The sequence below is a fragment of the Arenimonas terrae genome, from assembly GCF_006265115.1.
GTDB lineage: Bacteria > Pseudomonadota > Gammaproteobacteria > Xanthomonadales > Xanthomonadaceae > Arenimonas > Arenimonas terrae.
Genome location: NZ_SMDR01000001.1, coordinates 1,120,104 through 1,141,604, shown reverse-complemented (window position 1 = coordinate 1,141,604; position 21,501 = coordinate 1,120,104). Strand labels below are relative to the sequence as shown.

The window sequence follows — 21,501 nt, the reverse complement described above, 5'->3', positions numbered from 1 at the left end:
GGTCACGCCGCCAGTCCGGCGGCGTGGCCGGAGGCCCAGGCCCACTGGAAGTTGTAGCCGCCCAGCCAGCCGGTGACGTCGAGCACCTCGCCGACGAAGAACAGGCCCGGCACGTGTTTCGAGGCCATCGTGGCGGACGAGACGCCGTCGGTGTCGACGCCGCCCAGGGTGACCTCGGCGGTGCGGTAGCCCTCGGTGCCGCTGGCGACGATGGGCCAATGCGCGAGCTGCCGGGCGATGTTCGGCAGCTCGTGGTGCGTGTACTGGCGCATCGGCTTGTTCTTGAACCAGACCTCGCACAGGCGCTGCGCGAAGCGTTTCGGGAACACGTCGCCGAGCACGGTCTTGAGCTCGGCGGCCGGCTGCGCGGCCTGGCGCTCCAGCAGCCAGGCCTCGATGTCGTGTTCGGGCAGCAGGTCGAGCAGCAGTTCCTTGCCCGGCTCCCAGTACGAGGAGATCTGCAGGATGCTGGGGCCGCTCAGGCCGCGGTGCGTGACCAGCATGGCGTTGTCGAAACGCGCCTTGCCGCAGCGCGCCGACACGTGCAGAGCGACGCCGGCGAGGTCGGCGTAGTGCTCCTGGTGTTTGCCGCTGAGTGTGAGCGGCACCAGGCCGGCGCGGGTCGGGAGCACGGTGTGGCCGAACTGGCGGGCGAGTTCATAGCCGAAGCCGGAGGCGCCCAGGCTCGGGATGGACAGGCCGCCGGTCGCGACCACCAGCGAGGCCGTTTCGAGGGTCGCGGCAATGCCTTCGCCGCGGCTGCCGCCCTCGCGGCTGGGCGCCGTGCGCAGGCGGAAGCCGCCGCCGGTCGTGGCCATCACCTCGGTGACCGCGGTCGCCGTATCGATGCGCACCCCGGCGCGCCGGCATTCTTCGATCAGCATCGCCACGATCTGCTTGGACGACTCGTCGCAGAACAGCTGGCCGAGCTCCTTCTCGTGATAGGCGATGCCGTGTGCCTCGACCATCGCGATGAAGTCGGTCGGCCGGTAGCGCGCCAGCGCCGACTTGCAGAAATGCGGGTTGGCCGAGAGGAAGTTCGCCGGCGTGGTGCCGGTATTGGTGAAGTTGCAGCGGCCACCGCCCGACATCAGGATCTTCTTGCCGCAGCGGTTGGCGTGTTCGATCAGGCGCACGCGCCGGCCGCGCCGGCCGGCGGTGAGCGCGCACATCAGGCCCGCGGCGCCGCCGCCGATCACCACGACATCGTTTTCCGGCGGTCTGTTCGGGTCGGTCATGGCAAGGAAGTCGCGGGCCAGGCGGCATGATACCGGCCGGCGGCTGCCGCGCCGCGCCCGACTCGGCTAGTCTTGGCGAAACGGAGGACATCCATGCATCGTTTCCTGGGTTCGGCGCTCGTGCTGCTGTGCGTTCTGGTCGCGGGCTGCGCGAACAAGGTCGGCGAATCGCCGGCGGCCGCGGAGGCGTCGGCACCGGCGATGGCCGGGCAGGGCAATGCCCCCGGCAGTTTCCTGGCCTACAGCCACGAGGCCGGCATCCGCCTGCCGGCGGACCGCATCGCCGGGCGGCTGGGCGCCGTGCGCAAGGCCTGCATGGACCAGGCGCACGGCGACTGCGTGGTGCTGGGCGAGCAGCAGAGCGCCGGCCAGTGGCCCAGCGGGCAGCTGGTGATGCGCGCCGCGCCCAAGGCCATCGAGCCGCTGGTGGCAATGGCCGCCGAAGGCGCCGAACTGTCCGAGCGCAGCACCCAGGCCGAGGACCTGGCCGACGCCGTGCGCGACAACGGCCTGCGCCGCCAGCGCCTGCAGTCCCAGCACGTCCGGCTCAGCGAGTTCCTGGCCCGCAAGGACCTCAAGGCCGAGGACCTGATCGCCCTGGGCAACCAGCTGGCCCAGATCGAGGCCGAGCTGCAGACCGCCGAACAGGAGTCGGCGCAGCAGCAGCGGCGCATCAACACCAACCTGCTCACGCTCAACTTCCGCGCCAGCGGCGTCGACGCCGAGCGGTCCGAGGTGCGCATGGCCTTCCGCGACAGCCTGGAGGTGCTCGACGGCAGCGTCGCGATGCTGGTCACCACCGTGGTGGCGCTGACGCCGTTCGCGCTGTTCGGCCTGTTCCTGATCTGGATCGTGCGCGCCTGGCTGCGGCGCCGTCGCCGCGCAGCGGCCAAGGGCTGAGGAGAACGACATGGCCGCGAAAAAATGGCTGGCGGGTTGCCTGGTGGTGATCCTGGTGTTGGTGATCGGACTGGGCGCGGCCTGGTGGTTCGTGCTGCGGCCGATGTGGAGCGCCGGCAGCGACCTGGTGCAGGGCGCGAAGGACTGGGCGACCACGATCGACCTGGGCAAGGACATCACCAATACGGCGCCCTACACGCCGCCCGCAGACGGCCGCCTGACGCCGGCCCAGGTGCAGTCCCTGGTGCAGGTGCAGGAAGTGTTCGTCGCGGAGATGGGCGCCGACCTCGGACGCCTGGCGCAGCGCGCGCGCGAGGCGCAGGCGCTGAAAAACGGCGGCGAGGCCTCGTTCCAGGACGTGGCCACCGCGTACTCGGAGTTGTCCACCCTGCTCAAGCGCGCCCGCGAGGCGCAGGCCAAGGGCGTGAACCAGGCCGGGCTGTCGCGCGACGAATACGCCTACATCCGCCGCCAGGCCTTCGCGGCGCTGCCGCTGCTGGTGGAGATGCCGGACCTGGCGAATGTGCCGGGCATGCCCGGCATGTCGGAACTGCCCGCGATGCCGGGCGTCGACCGCGGCGACGAAGCGGCCATGGCCGCCGCCCGCCACAACGCCGACCTGCTGCGCCCGCATCTTCCGCTGCTGCAGAAGGGACTGGGCAGCCTGCCGACCGCGCCCTGAGGCGCGGCCGGCGTGGCGCGCCTTACTCCGCGCGCGGGCCCTTGCGGTGCGGCTTCTTGTTGAACGGCGGCTTGTCGCCACCGAACTTGCGCGGGCCGAATTCCTTCTTGGCGCCGGCGAAGGGCCGCTTGCCGGCGGGCTTCTTGCCCGCGGTGTCCGGCGTCTCGCCGTCGCGGGTGATGCGCAGCTGCTGGCCGGCGCACCAGACGCCCTTGAGGTGCTGCATGATCTCCGGCGGCATGCCGTCCGGCAGGTCGAGCAGGGTGTGGTCCTCGAAGATCTCGATGCGGCCGATGTGCTTGGCGTCCAGGCCGGCCTCGTTGGCGATGGCGCCGACGATGTTGCCCGGCTTCACGCCATGGTCGTAGCCGACCTCGATGCGGAAGGTCGCCTTGCCCTCGTCGGGTGTGCGCGCCTCGCGCTGCTTCTTCGGGAAGGCCGGGCGTTCCGGGCGCTCACCGCGCTCCGGGCGCTCGCCGCGCTCGAAGCGCGCCGGCTTGGCGAACCTGTCGGTCGCCGCCTGCACGTCGCGGTCGAAGGCGCGCTTCTTGGCCTCGAACTTCGGCGGCTCCATCAGCAGCGGCACGTCGCCGCGGGCCATCTTGGCCAGGGCGGTGGCGATCTCGATGGCCGGCACGTTCTTCTCGCGCTCGTACTCTTCGATCAGCTTGCGGAACTCGGCCAGCTCGCCGCCGGCCAGGGTGTCGCTGATCTGCTGCTTGAACTTGGCGATGCGCACGTCGTTGACGGCGGCCACGGTCGGCAGCTCCATCGGCGTGATCGGCTGGCGGGTGGCGCGTTCGATCGCACGCAGCATGCCGCGCTCGCGCGGGGCGATGAACAGGATCGCCTCGCCGCTGCGGCCGGCGCGGCCGGTGCGGCCGATGCGGTGCACGTAGCTTTCCGTGTCGTAGGGCACGTCGTAGTTCACGACGTGGCTGATGCGGTCCACGTCCAGGCCGCGCGCGGCGACGTCGGTGGCGACCAGGATGTCGATCTTGCCGTTCTTGAGCTGCTCGATGGTGCGCTCGCGCTGGGCCTGGGCGACGTCGCCGTTGATCGAGGCGGCGGAGAAGCCCCTGGCCTGCAGCTTCTCGGCCAGCTCATCGGTGGCCTGCTTGGTGCGGGCGAAGACGATCATCGCGTCGAAAGGTTCGGCCTCGAGGATGCGGGTGAGCGCGTCGAGCTTGTGCAGGCCGGACACTTCCCAACTGCGCTGGCGGATGTTCTCGGCGGTGCGGGTCTTGGCCTCGATCGTGACTTCGACCGGGTCCTTCAGGTAGGTCTGGGCGATGCGGCGGATCGCGTGCGGCATGGTCGCCGAGAACAGCGCGGTCTGGCGCACGGCCGGCATCTTCTTCAGGATCGCCTCGACGTCGTCGATGAAGCCCATGCGCAGCATCTCGTCGGCTTCGTCGAGCACGAGGTTCTTGAGCAGCGACAGGTCCAGCGAGCCTTTTTCAAGGTGGTCGATGATGCGGCCGGGGGTGCCGACCACGACGTGCACGCCGCGGCGCAGGGCCGACAGCTGCGGGCCGTAAGGCTGGCCGCCGTAGACCGGCAGCACGTGGAAGCCGGGCATGTGGGCGGCGTAGCGCTGGAAGGCTTCGGCGACCTGGATGCCCAGCTCGCGGGTCGGCGCCAGCACCAGGGCCTGGGGCTTGGTCTGGCTCAGGTCGATCTGCGACAGGATGGGCAGGGCGAAGGCGGCGGTCTTGCCGGTGCCGGTCTGGGCCTGGCCCAGCACGTCGCGGCCGCCCAGCAGGTGCGGGATGGTCGCGGCCTGGATCGGCGAGGGCGACTCGTAACCGACCTCGGCCAGCACCTTGAGCAGGGCGTCGCTGAGGGCGAGATCACGGAAATGGAGCGTGGCGCTGGGCGCCTCGGGCGTTTGGGCGGTCATGGGAGTCCTGGAGGAAGCGAGGTACTTCGCATTCCGGCACACCACGGACACGAAGAAGGCGCGCGATTGTACCCCAGAACCCCCGCAGGCGCCTGAACCGCGGCGGTATTGCGGCCGGCGGGCGATGCCGGAATCATGGGGCCCCGATGCAGCCCCACCCGAAGGAGAGAGCCATGCGCCCGCACCCCTCGAAACTGCTCGCCGGCCTGGCCCTGGCCATCCTCGCCGCCTGCACCACCACGCCCACCGGCCGGTCCCAGCTGATCCTGGTCAGCGATGCCGACATGGACAAGATGGGCGCCACCGCCTTCAACCAGATCAAGACCAGCGGCAAGCTCGCCAACGATCCGGCCCGCGCCCGCTACGTGCGCTGCGTCGCCGATGCGCTGATCGCCCAGCTGCCCGAGCCCGCCCGCAGCCAGAAATGGGAAGTCGCCCTGATCGCCGACGACAGCGCCAACGCCTTCGCCCTGCCGGGCGGCAAGGTCGGCGTGCACACCGGCCTGCTGAAGGTCGCCAAGGACCAGGACCAGCTGGCGGCCGTGATCGGCCACGAGCTCGGCCACGTCATCTCGCGCCACGCCGCCGAGCGCGTGTCGCAGCAGTTCGCCGCCGAGACGGCGCTGCAGGTCGCCAACTCCGCCACCGGCGGCCAGCGCCAGCAGTTGCTTGGCCTGCTCGGCCTGGGCGCGCAGGCGGGCGTGATCCTGCCGTTCTCGCGCAAGCACGAAAGCGAAGCCGACGTGCTCGGCCAGCGCTACATGGCGCAGGCCGGCTTCGACCCCAACGCCGCCGCGGCCCTGTGGCAGAACATGGTCGCCCAGGGCAACGGCAGCCGCGTGCCGGCCTGGATCTCGACCCATCCGGACCCGCAGCAGCGCATCGTCTCGCTGCAGGCCGCCGCCCCCGCCCTGATGCCCACCTACCAGCAGGCCCGCGCCGCCGGGCGCAAGCCGGCCTGCCGCTGACACCCCGCAAGGAAACCGAACGTGGCCTATCTCTGGACCAAGACCTTCCACCTGCTCTTCGTCATCGCCTGGATGGCGACAGTCTTCTACCTGCCGCGCATCCTGGTGAACCTGGCCGAGACTCGCGGCCAGCCCGAGGTGCAGGCGCGGCTGGTGCTGATGGGGCGCCGGCTGTACGGCTTCGGCCACAACATGTTCGGCATCGCGGTGATCCTGGGCGGCGTGCTGTGGTTCTACTTCGGCATGAGCGGCGGCTGGCTGCACGCGAAGCTGGCCCTGGTGGCGGCGCTGCTGGCCTATTTCATCGTCGCCGGCCGCTGGCTGAAGAAGGCCGCGGCGGGCGGCGACCTGCCGTCGCCGACGACGCTGCGCTGGTTCAACGAACTGCCGCTGCTGTTCCTGATCCCGCTGATCTTCCTGGTGCTGGCCAAGCCGTTCTGAACCGGACCCAGGCGCGATTCCCCCGGGGATCGCGCCGCGCCGCGGTGTAGCATCCCGCGGTCCCCGTGCGGCATCGGCCGCGGAACCGCCCATGACCGCCCGACGTCGCGCCACCTTCGCCGGCTTCTGTGCCGTGCTGCTCTGGTCCTCGCTGGCCGTGCTGACCACGGCCACCGGCGACATCCCGCCGTTCCAGCTGCTGGCCCTGGGGTTTGGCATCGCCGGAATATCCGGGGTGCTGTTGCTGGCGCGACCGGGCGGGCCGGGGCTGACGGCCCTTCGGCAGCCGCCGGCGGCCGCTGTGCTCGGCATCGGCGCGCTGTTCGGGTACCACGCGCTGTATTTCATCGCGCTCAAGAACGCGCCGGCGGTCGAGGCCAATCTGCTCAACTACCTGTGGCCGCTGCTGATCGTGGTGTTCGCGGCCCTGCTCGGCGGCGTGCGCGTGCGCGCGGCGCAGTGGCTGGGCACGGTGCTGGGCCTGGTCGCGGCGGTGCTGCTGGTGTCGCGCGGCGGCAGCGTCGACATCGAGCCGGCGCATCTTCCCGGCTACCTGGCCGCGATTGGCGCGGCCCTGATCTGGTCGCTGTATTCGGTACTCAACCGCCGCTTCGAAGCGGTGGCGAGCGCGGCGATGGCCGGATCCTGCCTGGCGGTCGGTCTGCTCGGCGCCGGCGCGCACCTGGCGTTCGAAACAACGGTGCCACCGACGCCGCTGCAGTGGCTGGTGATCGCCGTGCTCGGCCTGGGGCCGACCGGCATCGCCTTCTGGCTGTGGGACATCGGCACCAAGCGCGGCGATATCGCGGTGCTGGGCACCTTGTCCTACGCTGCACCGCTGCTGTCGACCGGATTGCTGCTGCTGTTCGGGCGCGCCACGCCGCACTGGAGCCAGGGCGTGGCGGTCGCGCTGCTGCTGGCGGGCGCGTGGCTGAGCGTGCGGTCGGCGCCCGACGCGGCGACCTAGGCCTTCGCCAGCTTCCAGGCCAGCAGGGCGAAGGGCAGCGGGATCAGCACGCCGAGCACGACCATCCACATCGGATGCGCGATCACCGAGAAGTTCAGCGCGGCCAGGGCCAGCATCAGCACGCCGATGATGACCGCGACGCCACGCTTGTGCGCGACGCTGATGGTCGCGGCGGTGTAGGCGCCGAGGAAGGTGCCGAAGGCGTAGGCGAGCAGCACGAAGGCCAGGGCCATCACCGGCATGCTGGCGATCAGGGCGATCATCGCGTCGTGGTCGGTCGGGTCCACGCGGGCCGGCGGCGGAAAGATCGAGTGGCCGAGCCATTGCACGGCCGCCACGGTGATGCCCATCACCAGGATGCCGGCCAGTACCGCCAGGATGCTCCTCAGCATGATCGTTCCTCCCCGTTGATGGCGGGAGCTTCGGGGGGCGCCGCTCAAAACGCAAGCGCGTGGTGGATCTGGCGCCGTCAGTACCGGAGACGTGAGGTCCTCTTTCTGCTCAGTGAAGCCTTTTATTTCGCAGAAAGAGGACCTCACGTCTCCGGTACTGACGGTTCCATCTGTGCGGTTTCGTGAAGGGAGTTCCCGATGGGCATCGGCGCTTTGCTTGCGCGTGCTGGCTTGCGGGCTTCCGCATGCAGGATCCTTCCTGCGCCACGCGGTTTGTTAAGAGGGAGCACGCTCAAAATCGGGGCGGCTCGCCTATCGTGGGGCGCGTTCCCCTGAACGCGTCCGGTGCCATTTTGGCGAGGTTGCGACAAGGGCTCGCCGCTGTGCGGCGAACAGCCACTGCAACAGCCACTGCAACATCCACTGCAACATCTACTGCAACATCTACTGCAACATCTACTGCAACATCTACTGCAACGGCAGCATCGGCTTCGGTTCGGGTTCCGCTCTGGTCCTGGCTTCGGCTCCGGCTTCTGCTTTTCGCCGCGCAGCGGCGAGTACTTCTGACCAGTTTGCACAAATGGCACCGGACGCGTTCAGGGGAACGAGCCCCACGGGAGACGCGCGGTCGACAAGGGACGCGAACGCTTTAGCAAACGACAACGCGCAAGAAAGACCCCGCACGCGGAAGCCCGCAAGGTGCATGCGCAAGCAGAGCACCGATGCCGCTCAGGAACTCCAATCAGCGCCCCGGGTGATACGTACCGGTAGTGCCGGAGGAGTGGAGGTCTCTTTCTGCGAAATAAAAGGCTTCACTGAGCAGAAAGAGACCTCCACTCCTCCGGTGCTGCCGGCGCCAGATCCAACAGCGCCCAAAGAAAAGGGCCGCTCAAGGCGGCCCTTCCCATCACGCTAAGCAGCGGAAATCAGCGCGCGGCGCGCGGATTGTCGCCGCGGCCCCGGCCGCCGTCGCGGCTGCCGGTGTGGCTCTTCGGGCCGGCGTGCGCGTGGCGCTCGCCGTTGCCCGTGTGCGGACGACGCGCATGGCGCTGCGGCGGACGCTGGCCACCCGGACGACCGGCTGGCGAGGGCGCATCGTTGCCCATCCGGATCGGACGGCTGGGCGAATAACCCTCGACCTCGACCATGGCGATGTCGGCCTTGAGCAGGCGCTGGATCGCGCGCAGCAGGCCGCCTTCATCCGCCGACACCAGGGACACGGCTTCGCCGGAGGCACCGGCGCGGCCGGTGCGGCCGATGCGGTGCACGTAGTCTTCCGCGACCATCGGCAGGTCGAAGTTGATGACCATCGGCAGCAGCGGAATGTCGAGGCCGCGCGCGGCGACGTCGGTGGCGACCATCACCCGGACCTTGCCCGACTTGAAGTCGCGCAGGGCCTTCAGGCGCTGGGCCTGGCTCTTGTTGCCGTGGATGGCCACGGACTCGATGCCGGCCTTCTCGAGCTGCTCGGACAGGCGGTTGCAGCCGTGCTTGGTGCGGCCGAACACCAGCACCTGGTCTTCGTAGCGCTTGGACAGGATCTCGATCAGCAGGTCGCGCTTGCGGCTGGCGTCCACCGGGTGCACCACGTGGGTGACGCTGGTGGCGACGGCGTTGCGCACGGTGACCTGGACTTCCTTCGGCTCGCGCAGGAACTCCATCGCCAGCTTCTTGATCGCGTCCTCGAAGGTGGCCGAGAACAGCAGGGTCTGGCGGCGTGACGGGATCTTGGCCAGCACGCGCTTGATCGCGGGCAGGAAGCCCATGTCGAGCATGCGGTCGGCTTCGTCCAGCACCAGGATCTCGACGTGCGAGAGGTCGACGCTGCGGCGCTCGAGATGGTCGAGCAGGCGGCCCGGCGTGGCCACCAGGATGTCGATGCCGCGGCGCAGGGCGTCGATCTGCGGCTGCATGCCGGCGCCACCGTAGATGGTGGTGCTGGCCAGGCGCAGGTGCTTGCCGTAAGCGCGCAGGCTGTCGTTGACCTGCACCGCGAGCTCGCGGGTCGGGGTCAGGATCAGGGCGCGCGGCTTGCGCGGGCCGTGCATGGGGCCGCCTTGGGCCAGGCGGTGCAGCAGGGGCAGGGCGAAGGCGGCGGTCTTGCCGGTGCCGGTCTGGGCGCCGCCCATCAGGTCGTGGCCGGCCATGACCAGCGGGATCGCCTCGGCCTGGATCGGGGTGGCATTGGCGTAGCCGAGTTCGGCGAGCGCACGGTTCAGCTCGGGCGCGAGCCCAAGGGTTTCAAAAGACATGGTTGTACTCCGTTGCGTAACCCGGAGCGTTCCCTGAAACCGCGCTGCGAGCTGGTGATGCTGGTTTTACGGCAGGGACCAAGGCGGTCCTGACGGGTTTGCGCAGCGAAAGGCGTGCGGAGTGGGGCCAGACGCAGGGCGAGCGACGCTCGAAGCCTGGGTGGCGGGCATACCGGGGGAAAACGGTCAGCCGTGCAGCAAACGCCGCGAACTGTACGCGAAACCGGCTTCCCCGGCCAGTGCGGCCTCCAAAGGGGTGAATGGTTCGTTCAGCCTGTCGTAGGATGGCGGCGTGAAGATCACCTTCGAACTCGAGCCCGGCGACATCGACCGCTTCCACGAGGCCCTGGCCCGGGCCGAGCGCCGCGTGGCCTGCGCCGACGAGTGCGACATCGTCGCGGCGGCCCGCCACGGCCTGGAAACCCTGCCCATCGCCACCGCGCCGGGCTACATCCGCCGGCGCATCCTGGAAGTGCAGCGCCTGATCGACATGCTCGAGGACGAGGCCTGGGCGCTGCCCCAGGTCGAGCGCGCCGAGGTGCTGCGCCTGCTGGCCTACTTCAGCGATCCCGAAGATCTGATTCCCGACGACGTCGCGGTGATCGGCCTTCTCGACGACGCGATCATGCTCGAACTGCTTCTGCGCCGGATCCGCCATGTCGTCTCCGCCTACACCGAATTCTGCGCCGTGCGCGCCGCCCAGGCCGATGCGCCGGACGTGGAAACCCGCATCGCCCAGGCCCGCGACCTGGCGCGCCGCCGCGAGCGCCTGCACGCGCGCATGCGCCGGCGCGCGGTGCGCGACGCGGTCGCCGGTGCGGCGGCCCAGGTCACGGATGTCTGATCCATCCCGCCGCGATGCGGCAAGGAGCCGGTGCGATGAGCGGTGAACAGCGCGAACTGACCTTCCGTTTCCTGGCCGAACCCACCGACGTCAACTACGGCGGCAAGGTGCACGGCGGCGTGGTGATGAAGTGGATCGACCAGGTCGGTTACGCCGCCGCGGTCGGCTGGAGCGGGCGCTACAGCGTCACGGTGGCGGTGGGCGGCATCCGCTTCGTATCGCCGATCCGCACCTCGGACCTGGTCACGGTCACCGCCAAGCTGGTCTACACCGGCACCAGCAGCATGCATTTCGCCGTGGACGTGCGCGCCCGCGACCCGATGCAGGAAAGCGGCGACCGGCTGTGCACGCACTGCGTGATCGTGTTCGTGGCGCTGGACGCGGTCGAGGGCAAACCCATCGCGGTGCCGGCCTGGAAGCCGGTGGACGACGACGACTGCCGGCTGGCCGAATACGCCACCAAGGTGATGGCCCTGAGCAAGGACATCGAACAGGCGGTCGCCCGCCTGCGCCCCGGATGAGCCTGGGCCTGCACGTCCGCCGCTGGCTGTGGCTGGTGCTGGCCTACGCCTGCCTGGCGCTGGGCATCGTCGGCATCTTCCTGCCCGGGCTGCCGACCACGCCCTTCGTGCTGCTGGCGGCCTATGCGGCGGCGCGGGGCTCGAAGCGGCTGCACGCCTGGCTGCTGGCGCACCGCCTGTTCGGACCGATGATCCGCGACTGGGAGGCCAGCGGCGCGGTCAGCCGCAAGGCCAAGTACTGGGCGATCGGCACCATGGCGCTGTGCGCGCTGATCTTCTTCCTGACCGCGCCGAAATGGTGGATGGCGGCGACCGGCACCGCGATCATGGCCATCGTCGGCGCCTGGCTGTGGCGGCGGCCGGAGCCTGCGCGGGCCTAGTCGAGCACGCGGCGGGCGCCGGTGTACTGGCGCACCCAGTAGGGGTTGTCGAGGCGGTCCAGGCGCACCGTGCCGCCGGTGCTGGGCGCGTGCACGAAGCGGCCTTCGCCGACGTAGATGCCGACGTGGAAGGTGGGTTTGCCGAACAGCACCAGGTCGCCGGGCGCGAGGCGATCGCGTGGGGGCACGTCGGCATCGAACTTCGCGATCTCGCGGGTCGTGCGCGGCAGGTAGACCCGGGCGGCATCCAGGAACACATAGCCGACCAGGCCGCTGCAGTCGAAGCCGCCTTCGGGGGTGTTGCCACCCCAGCGGTAGGGCGTGCCGACCAGGCCCAGGGCGCGCATCAGCACGTCGTTGGCGCGCGCCGGGTCGTCGGGCATGACGTCCACGACCCGGATCGCCGGCGCGGGCGGCGCGCTGGTCCGGCGGTCGGGGGTGGACGAGCAGGCGGCCAGCAGCAGGGCCAGCAGGAGAGGGAGGGCGGCCGCCCCCCGGGGAACTGGCGCCGGGAGGGAGGGGCCGGGATAATGCGCGCTCGCTGTCACGGGCCGAGTGTGCCCCATCCCGCCGGTCGCGTCACCGGCCCATCCACGGAATCCCCATGAAGATCGAGAAGAACCGCGTCGTCCGTTTCCACTACACCGTGTCCGAACCCGGCCAGGCGCCGGTGGAGAGCTCCAAGGACCGCGATCCGCTGGCCATCCTGGTCGGCCACAACAACATCATCCCGGGCCTGGAAGCGGCCATGCTCGACCGGGCCGCCGGCGACAGCTTCGAGGTCACGGTCGAGTCCGAGCAGGCCTATGGGCCGCGCCGCGACGGCTTTACCCAGCGCGTGCCGAAGAAGCACTTCCGCGAGGCGCGCCTGCGTCCCGGCCAGGAGGTGATGCTCAACACCTCGATGGGTCCGCGCCCGGTGACGGTGCTCAAGGTCGGCGCCACGGTGGTGGACGTGGACCTGAACCATCCGATGGCCGGCAAGTCGCTGCAGTTCCAGGTCGAGATCATCGACGTGCGCGAGGCCGAGCCGGTCGAGATCGAGCACGGCCACGTGCACGGCGAGGGCGGCGCGCAGCACTGACCTGCGCTTCGGCGTCCGCTTGAAAAGCCCGCTTCGGCGGGCTTTTTCTTGCTCGCGGCTCTTGGATCTGGCGCCGGTTACACCGGAGAGGCCAGGGTCTCTTTCTGCTCAGCAGAGCCTTTATTTCGCAGAAAGAGACCCTGGCCTCTCCGGCGCCCCCGGTGCAGGCTGCATGGGTTCGCAACGGAAAGCGTGGTGCGGGTTTGGCAAGATGCTTGCGCCTGGGCCTCGGGCTATCGGTTGCGGGAAATTTTCTGCGGGGCACGTTGGGCTAACCTGGGCGCGCCTTCGATGCCGCGCATGCCTCCCGCGGCGCGTCCCTTCGGACACTTGTTGGATTGGCGGGGCGAGGTTGGGTCCCAGGCGGGTCCGGGAATCATGGGTCTTCGCCCGGATTCGGGAACGTCGCCATGCGCCGTTCTTGATCTGGCGCCTCCGTATTGAAGGGCTTTGCCGATTGCCCGTGACGGCGCGTGCGCTGGCTCTGGCTGTTCGCCTTTCACCTTTCGCCGCGCAGCGGCGAGACCTCGTCGCCCGTTTGCCGGAATGGCACCGGACGCGTTCAGGGGAACGCGCCCCACGGGAGGCGCGCTGCCGACAAGGGGCGCACGTGTATTAGCAAACGACAAGGCGCAGGAAAGTTCCCGCACGCGGAAGCCCGCAAGGCCCACGCGCAAGCAAGGCGCCGATGCCCCTCAGGAACTCCAATCAATCTCCCCGATGGTCCGCACGGGCAGTGCCGCGGAGTCGAGGGTCTCTTTCTGCGAAATAGAGGCTCTGCTGAGCAGAAAGAGACCCTCGGCTCCGCGGTGCTGATCCGCACCGGATCCAGAAGAAGCGATCCCTACTTGCGGCCACGCAAGCCAGCAACGATGATCGAAGCGTCCCGTTGAAGAGAACGCCATGGCCGAGCCGCAGCCTTTCGCCCCCGTGGCGATGCACGAGCGGATCGCCGCCATGGACGTGCTGCGCGGCTTCGCCCTGTTGGGCATCCTGCTGATGAACATCGAGGCCATGGCCGGCCCGCTGCTGATCGCCCAGACCGGCCTGGACCCGGCGCTGACCGGCGCCGACCGGATTGCCGACGCCTTCGTCTACCTGTTCGTGCAGGGCAAGTTCTATCCGCTGTTCTCGCTGCTGTTCGGCATGGGCTTCGCGGTGATGCTCATGCGCGCCGACGCGGCCCAGCAGCCCTTCTTCATGGTCTACCTGTGCCGCGTGCTGGCCCTGCTGGCGATCGGCCTGGCGCATGCGCTGCTGGTGTGGTCGGGCGACATCCTGGTCACCTATGCCCTGGTCGCTTTCGTGCTGCTGCTGTTCTTCCGGAGCACGCCTGCCGCCTACCTGGCGGCGGGCGGCATCCTGGCCATCCTGTTCGCCGAAATGCTGCTGATGACGCTGGGCGCGCTGGGCCAGCTGGCGATGCAGACGCCCGACATGCAGGAAGCCGTTGCCGGCCAGCGCGCGGAGATCGCCGCGACCCTCGAGGCGCAGCGCCTGGCCGGCACCTCGGAAAGCTGGAGCGCGGCGATCGCGCAGCGCGCCGAGGACCTGTCCAACAGCCTCACCTCGCTGATGCTCTGGGGCTGGCAGATCCTGGGCCTGTTCCTGCTTGGCGCCTGGTTCGTGCGCAGCGGCGCGATCGCGCGGCCGGAGCAGTTCCCGCGCTTCTACGCCAGGCTGCGCGGCGTCGCGCTGGCGGCCGGAATGCTGATGGTCGGCCTGTCCTTCCTGATCGAGCCGACCTTCGACCTGGTCAGCCTGGACCTGCGCTCGGCCAGCGCGCTGAGCCTGTTCAACCTCGGCGGCACCCTGATGGCGCTGGGCTACCTGGCCTGGGTCGTGCGCGGACTGCAGGGCGGGACGCCGGCGCGCCTGCTGTCGAAGCTGGCGCCGGCCGGACGCATGGCCCTGACCAATTACCTGCTGCAGTCCCTGGTCTGCACCTGGATCTTCTCGGGCTACGGGCTGGGATACTTCGAACGCCTGCCGCGGGCCTGGCAGATCCCGTTCGTGCTGGCGTTCTTCACCCTGCAGGTGCTGGCCAGCCAGGCCTGGCTGTCGCGGTTCCGGATGGGGCCCATGGAGTGGCTGTGGCGCGCTGCGACCTATCTGCGCCTGCCGCCGATGCGGCGTTGACGGGCCGCCCGGCCGCCCCGGCTAGAATGCCGGCATGAACGAAGGCGATGCGGATGTCCTGATCCTGGGAGGCGGCGTGATCGGCCTGGCCTGCGCCCACTACCTGCTGGCCGAAGGCCGCTCGGTGCGCCTGCTGGAGCTGGGCACGGTGGGCGGCGGTGCGTCCTGGGGCAACTGCGGCACGCTCACGCCCAGCCACGCCCCGCCGCTGGCGGCGCCCGGAATGGTTGGGCAGGCCCTGCGCTGGATGCTCAGTCCGTCGGCGCCGCTCTACATCAAGCCGCGATGGGACCCGACGCTGATGCGCTGGCTGCTCACGGTCGCCGGCCGCTGCAACGCCCGCGACTGGCGCGCCAGCGGCCTGGCCAAGGGCGCGCTGCTGCGCTATTCGCGCGCCCTGGTCGAAGAGCTGGTGACCGGCCAGGGCCTGGACTGCGGTTTCGAGGCCGGCGGTTTCCACTACGTGTTCCGCAGCGAGCGCGCGCTGCGCCGGCAGCAGCGCGACCTGCCGCTGCTGGCCGAGCTCGGCATCGAGGCGCGCCTGCTCGACGGCGCCGCGCTTGCCGCCGACGAACCGGCGCTCAAGCCGGGCATGGCCGGCGCGCTGTTTTTCCCCGGCGACGCGCAGCTGCGGCCGGACCGCTACACCGCGGAGCTGGCGCGCATCGTGCGTGCCGCCGGCGGCGTGATCGAGGAAGGCGTGCGCGTCACCGGGCTCGAACGCGGCCGCCACGGTATCGAAGCGGTGCAGACCAGCGAGGGCCGCCGTCGCGCCGGCAGGGTGCTGGTGGCGATGGGCGCCTGGTCGCCGGAGTTCGCCCGCATGATCCGGCTGCCGATCCCGATCCAGCCCGGCAAGGGCTATTCGATCACCTACGACCGGCCGGGCCTGGCGCCACGGCGGCCGCTGGTGCTCAAGGAGCGCAGCGTCTGCGTCACCGCCTGGGAGGACGGCTTCCGGCTGGGCAGCACGATGGAGTTCAGCGGCTACGACGACCGCCTCAACCGCACTCGGCTGGACGCGCTCGAGCGCGGCGCGGGCGAGTACCTGCACGAACCGGTGGGCCCGGTGAAACGCCACGAGTGGTGCGGCTGGCGGCCGATGACCACCGACGACCTGCCGCTGCTGGGCCGTGCGCCCGGCCACAACAACCTCTGGCTCGCCACCGGTCACGGCATGATGGGCGTGGGCATGAGCGCCGGTACCGGCCGCCTGGTCGCCGACCTGATGCTGGGCCGCGAGCCCGCGGTGGACCCCGCGCCCTACGCGCCGGCGCGCTTCGCCCGCTAGACTGCCGCCATGGACGTCTGCACCCTGCACCGCGGCACCGCGCCGCTGCTGATCAGCCTGCCGCACGACGGCATCGCGCTGCCCGAGGACATCGCCGTGCGGCTGACGCCGGAAGCGCGCGCCGTGCCCGACACCGACTGGTTCGTCAGCCGCCTGTACGACTTCGCGCGTCGCCTGGGCGCTTCGGTCCTGGTGCCGACCTTCTCGCGCTACGTGGTCGACCTGAACCGGCCTCCGGACGACGTGTCGCTGTATCCGGGCCAGAACACCACCGGCCTGTGCCCCGCCGTGCGCTTCAGCGGCGACCCGGTCTACCTGCCGGGCCAGGAGCCCTCCGCCGACGAAGTGGCGGCGCGGGTCGAACAATACTGGCGGCCCTACCACGACACCCTGGTGCGGGAGCTGGCGCGCCTGCGCGGCGAGTTCGGCCGCGTGCTGCTGTGGGAAGGCCATTCGATCCGCAGCGTGGTGCCCTTCCTGTTCGAGGGCCGGCTGCCGGACTTCAATCTCGGCACCGCCGGCGGCAACAGCTGCGCCCCGGCGCTGCAGGCGCGCCTGGAAGCGGTGCTGGCGGCGCAGCAAGACTACAGCTGGGTCGCCAACGGCCGCTTCAAGGGCGGCTACATCACCCGCCAGTACGGCCGGCCATCGGAGGGCGTGGACGCGGTGCAGCTCGAGCTCGCGCAGTCCACCTACATGGACGAGAGCGCCGGCCGCTACGACCGGCCGCGCGCCGAAACCCTGCAGAAGCTGCTGTCGGCGCTGCTGACGGCCGCCCGGGGCTGAGCCGGCGCGGATCCATCGGCGGGGATCAACGGAACAGGCGGCGCGACTGCGCGGCGTGCGTCGCCGGATGGCGCGGATCGCGGAAGCAGACCGCCTGGCGCGGCCGCACCTGGCGCGCCACGTTGCAGCCCGCCTCGCGCGCGGCCCGGCCGTCGAAACCCTGCAGGCCGACCGTGGCCTGGCCGCCCAGGCTGTCGTCCACCGACGCGTACTGCAGCACGATTTCGTGGCTGCCGTGGTAGAGCACGGCCTGCGCGTGCAGCGGCTGGCTGCTGTGCAGCGGGCCCTCGCGCTCGAAGCCGCTCCATTCCACCACCGTGCACGCTTCCGGCGCGCCCATCGCGCTGGTGCGCGGGCAGCGGCTGAAGTGGGCCTGCTTGACCACCGCGCCGGGCTGGGGGCGCAGGTCGTCGTGGTAGAGATAGATGCGTTCCTGGCTGGCGGCCGGGTTGTCGGCGCGCACGGGCAGGCCGCAGTCGTTGCTGAAGTCCGAACCGTCCTCGCGCTCGAGCGAATCGGCGATCGCCAGATAGCCGTTGTCCGAGGCCACCACGGACGCGGCCGGCTCCTGGTAGAACTCGAACGGCTGCGCCAGCGCCAGCACGCCCGCGCGGTCGTCGCCGGCGGCTGCGGCGTTCGCCGGGGCCATGGCCAGCGGCAGGCCGGTCGGTCCCAGGTCGACAAAATCGAACCCACACTGCGGGTCGCCCGTACTGTCGGACAGCGCGTAGTCGTAGAGCGGGCTGTTGGCGCGCTCGCGCGCCTGCAGGCCGACCGCGACCGCGGCGGCCAGCACCAGGCTGGCGAGCTTGAGCAGCAGGCTGGCGCGTTCGTGGTTCATCGCGGCCTCCGCGCGCCGATGTCCACGCGCTGCTGTTCGCGCACCTTGACCTCGATGCTGCGCTTGTCGGCCTCTTCGTCCAGCGACCAGGGCAGGGGCAGGTTGTCGGGCAGCACGGTGATCACGTGGGCGCCGACCGCCACCCGCGGGAATTCGAAGTTGCCCTGGCTGTCGGTGCGCACCGAATAACGGCCATCGAGCACGACGGTGACGTTGGCGGCCGGCAGCTCGGAGGCCGCGCGTTCGCCGTCGCCGTTGTCGTCCAGGTAGACGCTGCCGCCGATGCTGCCCACCGCGCTGCCGGGCGCGCCGCCGAGCACGGCGCTGGGCGTGCCGGCGCGGCGCTCGTAGCGAAGGCTCAGGAAGATCGAGCGGTCGCGCGGCAGGTCGTAGTAGGTGTCGGGCGCCAGCGGGTCGAGGATGAAGGGCGAGCGGCGCGAACCGCGGTTCTCGAACACGCTGCCGATCAGCCACCAGCGCGTGGCGATGCGCCAGCTGAGGTTGAGGTTGAGGTCGGTGCCGCGGAAGGCCTCGGGGCCGGAGCCGCGGCTGTAGCGCGCGCTGCCGTCCAGGGTGATGCGGTCGGTCAGGTTCAGGCCGCCGATCGCCGCGAACGAACTGGTCTCGGTGGCCGGTTCGCCGTCGAAGGAGAGCGAGCCGTGGGTGAGCGAGAACGACAGTCGCGTGCCCTGTTTCATCGGCAGCGCGTGGTCGAGCTTGAGCTCCCAGCTGTCGTTGCCGCCGGCGCCCCCGTCCAGATGGTCGTACTGCAGGCGCGACTGGCCCCAGCGATGGGTCCGGTCGAGGAAGAGCTGGGTGCTGTAGGCGGTGGAGAACTGCGAGTCACGCACGTTCACGCCGCCGCCCACGCCGGTGCGGGTATTGGCCTGGTAGCGGGCGTAGACGTTGCCGTAGGTTCCCTCGAAGCTGTCGCCCGAGACCGAATCGATGCGGTCCAGGCCGGCGTTCCAGGACCAGCGCGCGTGCTGGTAGGCGAGCCGGTAGTAGCCGCCCTGGGCGTCGTTGGCGATCGGCAGCGCACCCCAGGCCAGGCCGGGTTCGAGCCGGAACAGGCCATAACGATGGCTGTAGCGGCCGCGGTCGGCGCGGCCGTCGGCCCAGGCGCCGATGGCGTTGCCCAGGTCGCCGTCGCTGGATTGCAGGGTGACGGTGACGCCGTCATCCGCATCCTTCCAGCCGGTGGCGACGAGCAGGGCGCGGGTCTGGCTTTCTTCGACCAGCAGGCCACCGTCGTCGTCGGGAATCAGACGGCCGTCGGTGGCCAGCGCGGCGGCGGCGCCGGTCCAGCCGGGCGCCCACTGCCACTGCGAGGCGAACGAGGCGACGTCGCCGTCGGCGAGGTCGAAGCCGACCACGCGCGCGCCGTCGAAGCTGCCGCCCCGGCCGTAGGAGGCCTGCAGCTGCAGGTTGCGTTCGGTCTGCAGCCATTCGGTGCCGGCGCCGGCGAAGGTGACGCTGGGCAGGATGAAGCGGTACTGCTCGCGCAGCAGGCTGGGCAGGCCGGTGTTGAGCACGCCCAGGCCGTTGTTGACGCGCCAGCCGCCGTCCAGGAACAGGCCGCGCTGCCAGAGCGTGGCGGTGCCGCCCCAGGGATCGACCTCATCGCGGCTGCGGTCGGAGTGCAGCAGGGTGGCGTCGAGCGAGAAGCTGCCGAGCGCCGCGGTTTCCCAGAACGCGCCGACCGACAGGCCCTGTTCGTGGAAGCTCTCGTCGCCGCGGTCGGTGCGGCTGGTCAGCAGGTCGACGGTGAGCGAGCGCGGCAGGCCTTCGGTGCTGGCGATCTCGTCCTCTTCCGGCGGCAGCGGCTCGAGCGCCTCGGCGGCGATGATGCGGTCGCGGTAGGGCTCGGCCGGCGCCGGCGTTTCCGCCGCGCGCGCGGGCAGGGCCGCGGCCAGCGCCAGGGCGGCACCTACCGCCAGTGCCAGCGCGTGGGGTCGGAGGGGCGGACTCATTTGCTCGCGCTGTCGTCGAGGTCGAGCCGCAGCGGCGGGGACTCGAGCGTGCCCTTGAGGCGCAGCGGGAAGCTGAGCTTGGGCTCGGGCGCGTTCGGGCCGTCGCCGATCGGGATCAGGGCGATGGCGCGGGTGCTGCCCGGCAGGATCGGGTCGGACGAGGGCGTCAGCGTGACCTTGGCGCCGTTGGCGTCGATCGCGTCGAGGAAGCCGGCCAGGCGCGCGTGCGCATTGCCGGTGTTGCGGATGCTGATCACCGGCAGGTCGCGGCCCTGCACGGCCTCGACCTTGGTGCCGAGGTAGCTCAGCACCGGCGCGCCCTTGCCGATGGTCAGGTAGACGATGATGCCGATCCGGCCGGTCACCTGCAGGCTGCCGTCGGCCTGCTTCTGCGGCTCGCCCTCGATCATGATCGCGAAACGGCACTGGCCGTCGGCGGCATCCGCCGGCACGGCGACTTCGAAGCGGTAGCGGCGGCGGCCGTTGGGCGCGACCTGGATCTCGGGCGCCTCGATGCCGACCCATGGGCGGCAGCTGCCCGGCGCCAGGGCATCGGAGAACTGCACCGACCCGTCCGGCGCCAGCTGCCAGTCGGCGGTCTTGAGCAGGAAGCGCGCGCTGCGGGTCGAGCCGTTGGTGATCTCGAGCACGTTGCGGAAGGTGGTGCCGGGCTGCGCCGTTTCCTCGAAACGCGGCGGCGCGACCTGGGCTTCGAAACCCTGGGCCAGCGCGGCGTTGGCGATCATCAGGCTCAGGCCGGCGGCCAGCCGGGCAAGGGAACGGAACATCAGGGCGACTCCAGCTCGATCTCGAAGGTGAAGCTCAGCTGCGACTGGTCGGGCAGCCGGTCGCCATCGGCCTGCAGGGTCACCATCAGGGTGTCCTCGAGCCGGTCGGCCACGATCGGGCCGCTGTAGACGAGGGTGCGCTCGCCGTCGCGCAGCTGGCCCGGCAGCAGCACGCCGCGGCTGGTCCACTGCGCCAGCACCGGCCCGCTGGGCTGGGGCGCGAGCTTCTTGTAGATGCGGCCCGAACGGCCGCGCCAGGGCGAGACGTCCAGGCGCACCAGCACCGTCAGGCGGCCGGTCATGGTCGAAGCCTGGCCCGGGCGCGGCAGCACCGAATCCCACTTCATGCGCACGTTGCCGCTCAGCACCTGGCTGCCGGAGTCGTCCACCGGATAGGCCTGGGCGAGGGCGGCCGGGCTGGCGCAGAAGGCGGCGACCAGCAGGGCGGCGGTCAGCAGGCGGTTCATGGCGCGGTGATCGTGTAGGTGACCTGGTTGGTGTAGGTGCCGGCACCCACCAGAAGGTCGTTGCCATAACGGAACTGGTGGCAGCTCTCGTTGAATTCGTTGCGGCCGAACATGGCGATGGTCTGACCGCTGCCGGTGAAGCTGCCGGACGGGAAGGGCTGGCCGCCGGTATCGCCGTTGCCGCTGCTGGTCCAGCTGATCTGCGACATCGGGATCGTGTCGCCGCTGGCATTGGTCAGGTTCGGCGGGTAGGTCGCGGTGACGGTGGCGTTGTTGTTGCCGCCGCCGCCGGTCGGGCGCCGGAAGAAGGCGCCGATGTAGATCTCGCCCGGGTCGCAGAACTGGAAGTTGTCCCACTGGCTGACGGTATTGCCGTCGCCGGTCATCGTCTGGTCGACACCGTTGCCGACCGCATTGGCGGCCACGGTGACCGAGACGTTGTTGATGGTGGCCAGGTTGCCGGGCGTGCCGCCACCGTTGTAGCTGCCGTTGCCGCCATTCATGGCGCCGGTGCCGACCCGCAGGTAGACCATCCGGGTCCCGGCACTGATGCCGACGGTGTAGGCGTCAACGCCGGCCGGGAAAAGCGCCGAGGCCAGCAGGAGCAGCCCCCCCGCGGTTTTCCAAGCATGCGTCATGGTGTT

The 21,501-nt window shown here is 70.4% G+C and carries 22 protein-coding genes; 12 read left to right on the top strand and 10 right to left on the bottom strand.

Annotated elements, in window-relative coordinates; translation table 11 throughout:
• Positions 1 to 2: 2 nt before the first annotated feature.
• The gene (locus tag E1B00_RS05530) at positions 3 to 1,238 is read right to left on the bottom strand and encodes a BaiN/RdsA family NAD(P)/FAD-dependent oxidoreductase (protein WP_139446443.1); all 1,236 of its coding nucleotides are present in this window, start codon (positions 1,236 to 1,238) and stop codon (positions 3 to 5) included.
• 93 nt (positions 1,239 to 1,331) lie between these two features.
• On the opposite strand from E1B00_RS05530, the gene E1B00_RS05525 reads away from it, so the two are divergent.
• On the top strand, positions 1,332 to 2,138 hold the full coding sequence (locus tag E1B00_RS05525; RefSeq protein WP_139446440.1) for a DUF4349 domain-containing protein: 807 nt from the start codon (positions 1,332 to 1,334) through the stop codon (positions 2,136 to 2,138).
• A gap of 10 nt (positions 2,139 to 2,148) precedes the next feature.
• Positions 2,149 to 2,820, top strand: a complete 672-nt coding sequence (locus tag E1B00_RS05520) for a hypothetical protein (RefSeq protein WP_139446438.1) — start codon at positions 2,149 to 2,151, stop codon at positions 2,818 to 2,820.
• Between the two features lie 22 nt (positions 2,821 to 2,842).
• On the opposite strand, the gene E1B00_RS05515 is transcribed toward E1B00_RS05520, so the two are convergent.
• Complete coding sequence (locus E1B00_RS05515) at positions 2,843 to 4,723, bottom strand: DEAD/DEAH box helicase (protein WP_139446436.1); 1,881 nt, start codon at positions 4,721 to 4,723, stop codon at positions 2,843 to 2,845.
• Positions 4,724 to 4,896: 173 nt separating this feature from the next.
• Between E1B00_RS05515 and E1B00_RS05510 the strand changes: the two genes are divergently transcribed.
• The 3 genes from E1B00_RS05510 (at position 4,897) to yddG (ending at position 7,099) form a co-directional block, all read left to right on the top strand.
• Entirely contained in the window at positions 4,897 to 5,691 is a 795-nt protein-coding gene (locus E1B00_RS05510) for a M48 family metallopeptidase (protein WP_139446434.1), read from the top strand.
• Between the two features lie 21 nt (positions 5,692 to 5,712).
• Entirely contained in the window at positions 5,713 to 6,132 is a 420-nt protein-coding gene (locus E1B00_RS05505; protein ID WP_139446432.1) for a CopD family protein, read from the top strand.
• Between the two features lie 91 nt (positions 6,133 to 6,223).
• Positions 6,224 to 7,099 (top strand): aromatic amino acid exporter YddG, encoded by an 876-nt coding sequence (gene yddG, locus E1B00_RS05500; RefSeq protein ID WP_139446430.1) that lies wholly within the window; start codon positions 6,224 to 6,226, stop codon positions 7,097 to 7,099.
• Here the strand turns inward: yddG and E1B00_RS05495 are convergent.
• The gene (locus E1B00_RS05495; RefSeq protein WP_139446428.1) at positions 7,096 to 7,491 is read right to left on the bottom strand and encodes a hypothetical protein; all 396 of its coding nucleotides are present in this window, start codon (positions 7,489 to 7,491) and stop codon (positions 7,096 to 7,098) included. The genes yddG and E1B00_RS05495 overlap by 4 nt on opposite strands.
• Positions 7,492 to 8,417: 926 nt before the next feature.
• Positions 8,418 to 9,743: a DEAD/DEAH box helicase gene (locus tag E1B00_RS05485; protein WP_139446426.1), complete on the bottom strand. Its 1,326-nt coding sequence runs from the start codon at positions 9,741 to 9,743 to the stop codon at positions 8,418 to 8,420.
• A gap of 292 nt (positions 9,744 to 10,035) precedes the next feature.
• Between E1B00_RS05485 and E1B00_RS05480 the strand changes: the two genes are divergently transcribed.
• The 3 genes from E1B00_RS05480 to E1B00_RS05470 are packed head-to-tail and all read left to right on the top strand — an operon-like array spanning position 10,036 to position 11,488.
• Positions 10,036 to 10,587: a YkvA family protein gene (locus tag E1B00_RS05480; protein WP_139446424.1), complete on the top strand. Its 552-nt coding sequence runs from the start codon at positions 10,036 to 10,038 to the stop codon at positions 10,585 to 10,587.
• A gap of 35 nt (positions 10,588 to 10,622) precedes the next feature.
• Positions 10,623 to 11,108, top strand: a complete 486-nt coding sequence (locus E1B00_RS05475; RefSeq protein WP_139446422.1) for an acyl-CoA thioesterase — start codon at positions 10,623 to 10,625, stop codon at positions 11,106 to 11,108.
• Positions 11,105 to 11,488, top strand: coding sequence for a YbaN family protein (locus E1B00_RS05470; RefSeq protein WP_176693126.1), 384 nt, complete (start codon positions 11,105 to 11,107; stop codon positions 11,486 to 11,488). The genes E1B00_RS05475 and E1B00_RS05470 overlap by 4 nt, the downstream gene beginning before the upstream one ends.
• On the opposite strand, the gene E1B00_RS05465 is transcribed toward E1B00_RS05470, so the two are convergent.
• Positions 11,485 to 12,054, bottom strand: coding sequence for a C40 family peptidase (locus tag E1B00_RS05465; RefSeq protein ID WP_139446420.1), 570 nt, complete (start codon positions 12,052 to 12,054; stop codon positions 11,485 to 11,487). The two genes, E1B00_RS05470 and E1B00_RS05465, sit on opposite strands and share 4 nt — an antisense overlap.
• Positions 12,055 to 12,092: 38 nt before the next feature.
• Here E1B00_RS05465 and E1B00_RS05460 point away from each other — a divergent pair, with 38 nt between their 5' ends.
• The 4 genes from E1B00_RS05460 to hutG all read left to right on the top strand — a co-directional run bounded on the left by E1B00_RS05460 (position 12,093) and on the right by hutG (position 16,788).
• Positions 12,093 to 12,572, top strand: a complete 480-nt coding sequence (locus tag E1B00_RS05460; RefSeq protein WP_139446418.1) for an FKBP-type peptidyl-prolyl cis-trans isomerase — start codon at positions 12,093 to 12,095, stop codon at positions 12,570 to 12,572.
• Between the two features lie 903 nt (positions 12,573 to 13,475).
• Positions 13,476 to 14,711: a DUF418 domain-containing protein gene (locus tag E1B00_RS05455; protein WP_139446416.1), complete on the top strand. Its 1,236-nt coding sequence runs from the start codon at positions 13,476 to 13,478 to the stop codon at positions 14,709 to 14,711.
• Between the two features lie 34 nt (positions 14,712 to 14,745).
• Positions 14,746 to 16,002 carry an NAD(P)/FAD-dependent oxidoreductase gene (locus E1B00_RS15550; RefSeq protein WP_176693125.1) on the top strand — a complete coding sequence of 419 codons (1,257 nt, stop codon included), beginning with the start codon at positions 14,746 to 14,748 and terminating at the stop codon, positions 16,000 to 16,002.
• 9 nt (positions 16,003 to 16,011) lie between these two features.
• Positions 16,012 to 16,788 carry an N-formylglutamate deformylase gene (hutG, locus tag E1B00_RS15545; protein ID WP_176693124.1) on the top strand — a complete coding sequence of 259 codons (777 nt, stop codon included), beginning with the start codon at positions 16,012 to 16,014 and terminating at the stop codon, positions 16,786 to 16,788.
• 25 nt (positions 16,789 to 16,813) lie between these two features.
• On the opposite strand, the gene E1B00_RS05445 is transcribed toward hutG, so the two are convergent.
• The 5 genes from E1B00_RS05445 to E1B00_RS05425 are packed head-to-tail and all read right to left on the bottom strand — an operon-like array spanning position 16,814 to position 21,495.
• Entirely contained in the window at positions 16,814 to 17,629 is an 816-nt protein-coding gene (locus tag E1B00_RS05445) for a hypothetical protein (RefSeq protein ID WP_139446413.1), read from the bottom strand.
• Entirely contained in the window at positions 17,626 to 19,602 is a 1,977-nt protein-coding gene (locus E1B00_RS05440) for a carboxypeptidase-like regulatory domain-containing protein (RefSeq protein WP_139446412.1), read from the bottom strand. The genes E1B00_RS05445 and E1B00_RS05440 overlap by 4 nt, the downstream gene beginning before the upstream one ends.
• Positions 19,599 to 20,390: a COG1361 family protein gene (locus E1B00_RS05435; RefSeq protein ID WP_139446410.1), complete on the bottom strand. Its 792-nt coding sequence runs from the start codon at positions 20,388 to 20,390 to the stop codon at positions 19,599 to 19,601. The genes E1B00_RS05440 and E1B00_RS05435 overlap by 4 nt, the downstream gene beginning before the upstream one ends.
• Entirely contained in the window at positions 20,390 to 20,857 is a 468-nt protein-coding gene (locus E1B00_RS05430; RefSeq protein ID WP_139446408.1) for a hypothetical protein, read from the bottom strand. Before E1B00_RS05430 ends, E1B00_RS05435 begins: the two co-directional genes overlap by 1 nt.
• The gene (locus tag E1B00_RS05425; protein WP_139446406.1) at positions 20,854 to 21,495 is read right to left on the bottom strand and encodes a hypothetical protein; all 642 of its coding nucleotides are present in this window, start codon (positions 21,493 to 21,495) and stop codon (positions 20,854 to 20,856) included. The genes E1B00_RS05430 and E1B00_RS05425 overlap by 4 nt, the downstream gene beginning before the upstream one ends.
• Positions 21,496 to 21,501 lie beyond the last annotated feature (6 nt).

What these genes read in the sequence shown, in the direction of transcription:
- E1B00_RS05435 (WP_139446410.1), bottom strand. Translation starts at nt 20,390, where the DNA reads ATGTTCCGTTCCCTTGCCCGGCTGGCCGCCGGCCTGAGCCTGATGATC.
- E1B00_RS05495 (WP_139446428.1), bottom strand. Translation starts at nt 7,491, where the DNA reads ATGCTGAGGAGCATCCTGGCGGTACTGGCCGGCATCCTGGTGATGGGC.
- E1B00_RS05515 (WP_139446436.1), bottom strand. Translation starts at nt 4,723, where the DNA reads ATGACCGCCCAAACGCCCGAGGCGCCCAGCGCCACGCTCCATTTCCGT.
- E1B00_RS05520 (WP_139446438.1), top strand. Translation starts at nt 2,149, where the DNA reads ATGGCCGCGAAAAAATGGCTGGCGGGTTGCCTGGTGGTGATCCTGGTG.
- yddG (WP_139446430.1), top strand. Translation starts at nt 6,224, where the DNA reads ATGACCGCCCGACGTCGCGCCACCTTCGCCGGCTTCTGTGCCGTGCTG.
- E1B00_RS05440 (WP_139446412.1), bottom strand. Translation starts at nt 19,602, where the DNA reads ATGAGTCCGCCCCTCCGACCCCACGCGCTGGCACTGGCGGTAGGTGCC.
- hutG (WP_176693124.1), top strand. Translation starts at nt 16,012, where the DNA reads ATGGACGTCTGCACCCTGCACCGCGGCACCGCGCCGCTGCTGATCAGC.
- E1B00_RS05510 (WP_139446434.1), top strand. Translation starts at nt 4,897, where the DNA reads ATGCGCCCGCACCCCTCGAAACTGCTCGCCGGCCTGGCCCTGGCCATC.
- E1B00_RS05485 (WP_139446426.1), bottom strand. Translation starts at nt 9,743, where the DNA reads ATGTCTTTTGAAACCCTTGGGCTCGCGCCCGAGCTGAACCGTGCGCTC.
- E1B00_RS05445 (WP_139446413.1), bottom strand. Translation starts at nt 17,629, where the DNA reads ATGAACCACGAACGCGCCAGCCTGCTGCTCAAGCTCGCCAGCCTGGTG.
- E1B00_RS05525 (WP_139446440.1), top strand. Translation starts at nt 1,332, where the DNA reads ATGCATCGTTTCCTGGGTTCGGCGCTCGTGCTGCTGTGCGTTCTGGTC.
- E1B00_RS05475 (WP_139446422.1), top strand. Translation starts at nt 10,623, where the DNA reads ATGAGCGGTGAACAGCGCGAACTGACCTTCCGTTTCCTGGCCGAACCC.
- E1B00_RS05465 (WP_139446420.1), bottom strand. Translation starts at nt 12,054, where the DNA reads ATGGGGCACACTCGGCCCGTGACAGCGAGCGCGCATTATCCCGGCCCC.
- E1B00_RS15550 (WP_176693125.1), top strand. Translation starts at nt 14,746, where the DNA reads ATGAACGAAGGCGATGCGGATGTCCTGATCCTGGGAGGCGGCGTGATC.
- E1B00_RS05425 (WP_139446406.1), bottom strand. Translation starts at nt 21,495, where the DNA reads ATGACGCATGCTTGGAAAACCGCGGGGGGGCTGCTCCTGCTGGCCTCG.
- E1B00_RS05470 (WP_176693126.1), top strand. Translation starts at nt 11,105, where the DNA reads ATGAGCCTGGGCCTGCACGTCCGCCGCTGGCTGTGGCTGGTGCTGGCC.
- E1B00_RS05455 (WP_139446416.1), top strand. Translation starts at nt 13,476, where the DNA reads ATGGCCGAGCCGCAGCCTTTCGCCCCCGTGGCGATGCACGAGCGGATC.
- E1B00_RS05430 (WP_139446408.1), bottom strand. Translation starts at nt 20,857, where the DNA reads ATGAACCGCCTGCTGACCGCCGCCCTGCTGGTCGCCGCCTTCTGCGCC.
- E1B00_RS05460 (WP_139446418.1), top strand. Translation starts at nt 12,093, where the DNA reads ATGAAGATCGAGAAGAACCGCGTCGTCCGTTTCCACTACACCGTGTCC.
- E1B00_RS05530 (WP_139446443.1), bottom strand. Translation starts at nt 1,238, where the DNA reads ATGACCGACCCGAACAGACCGCCGGAAAACGATGTCGTGGTGATCGGC.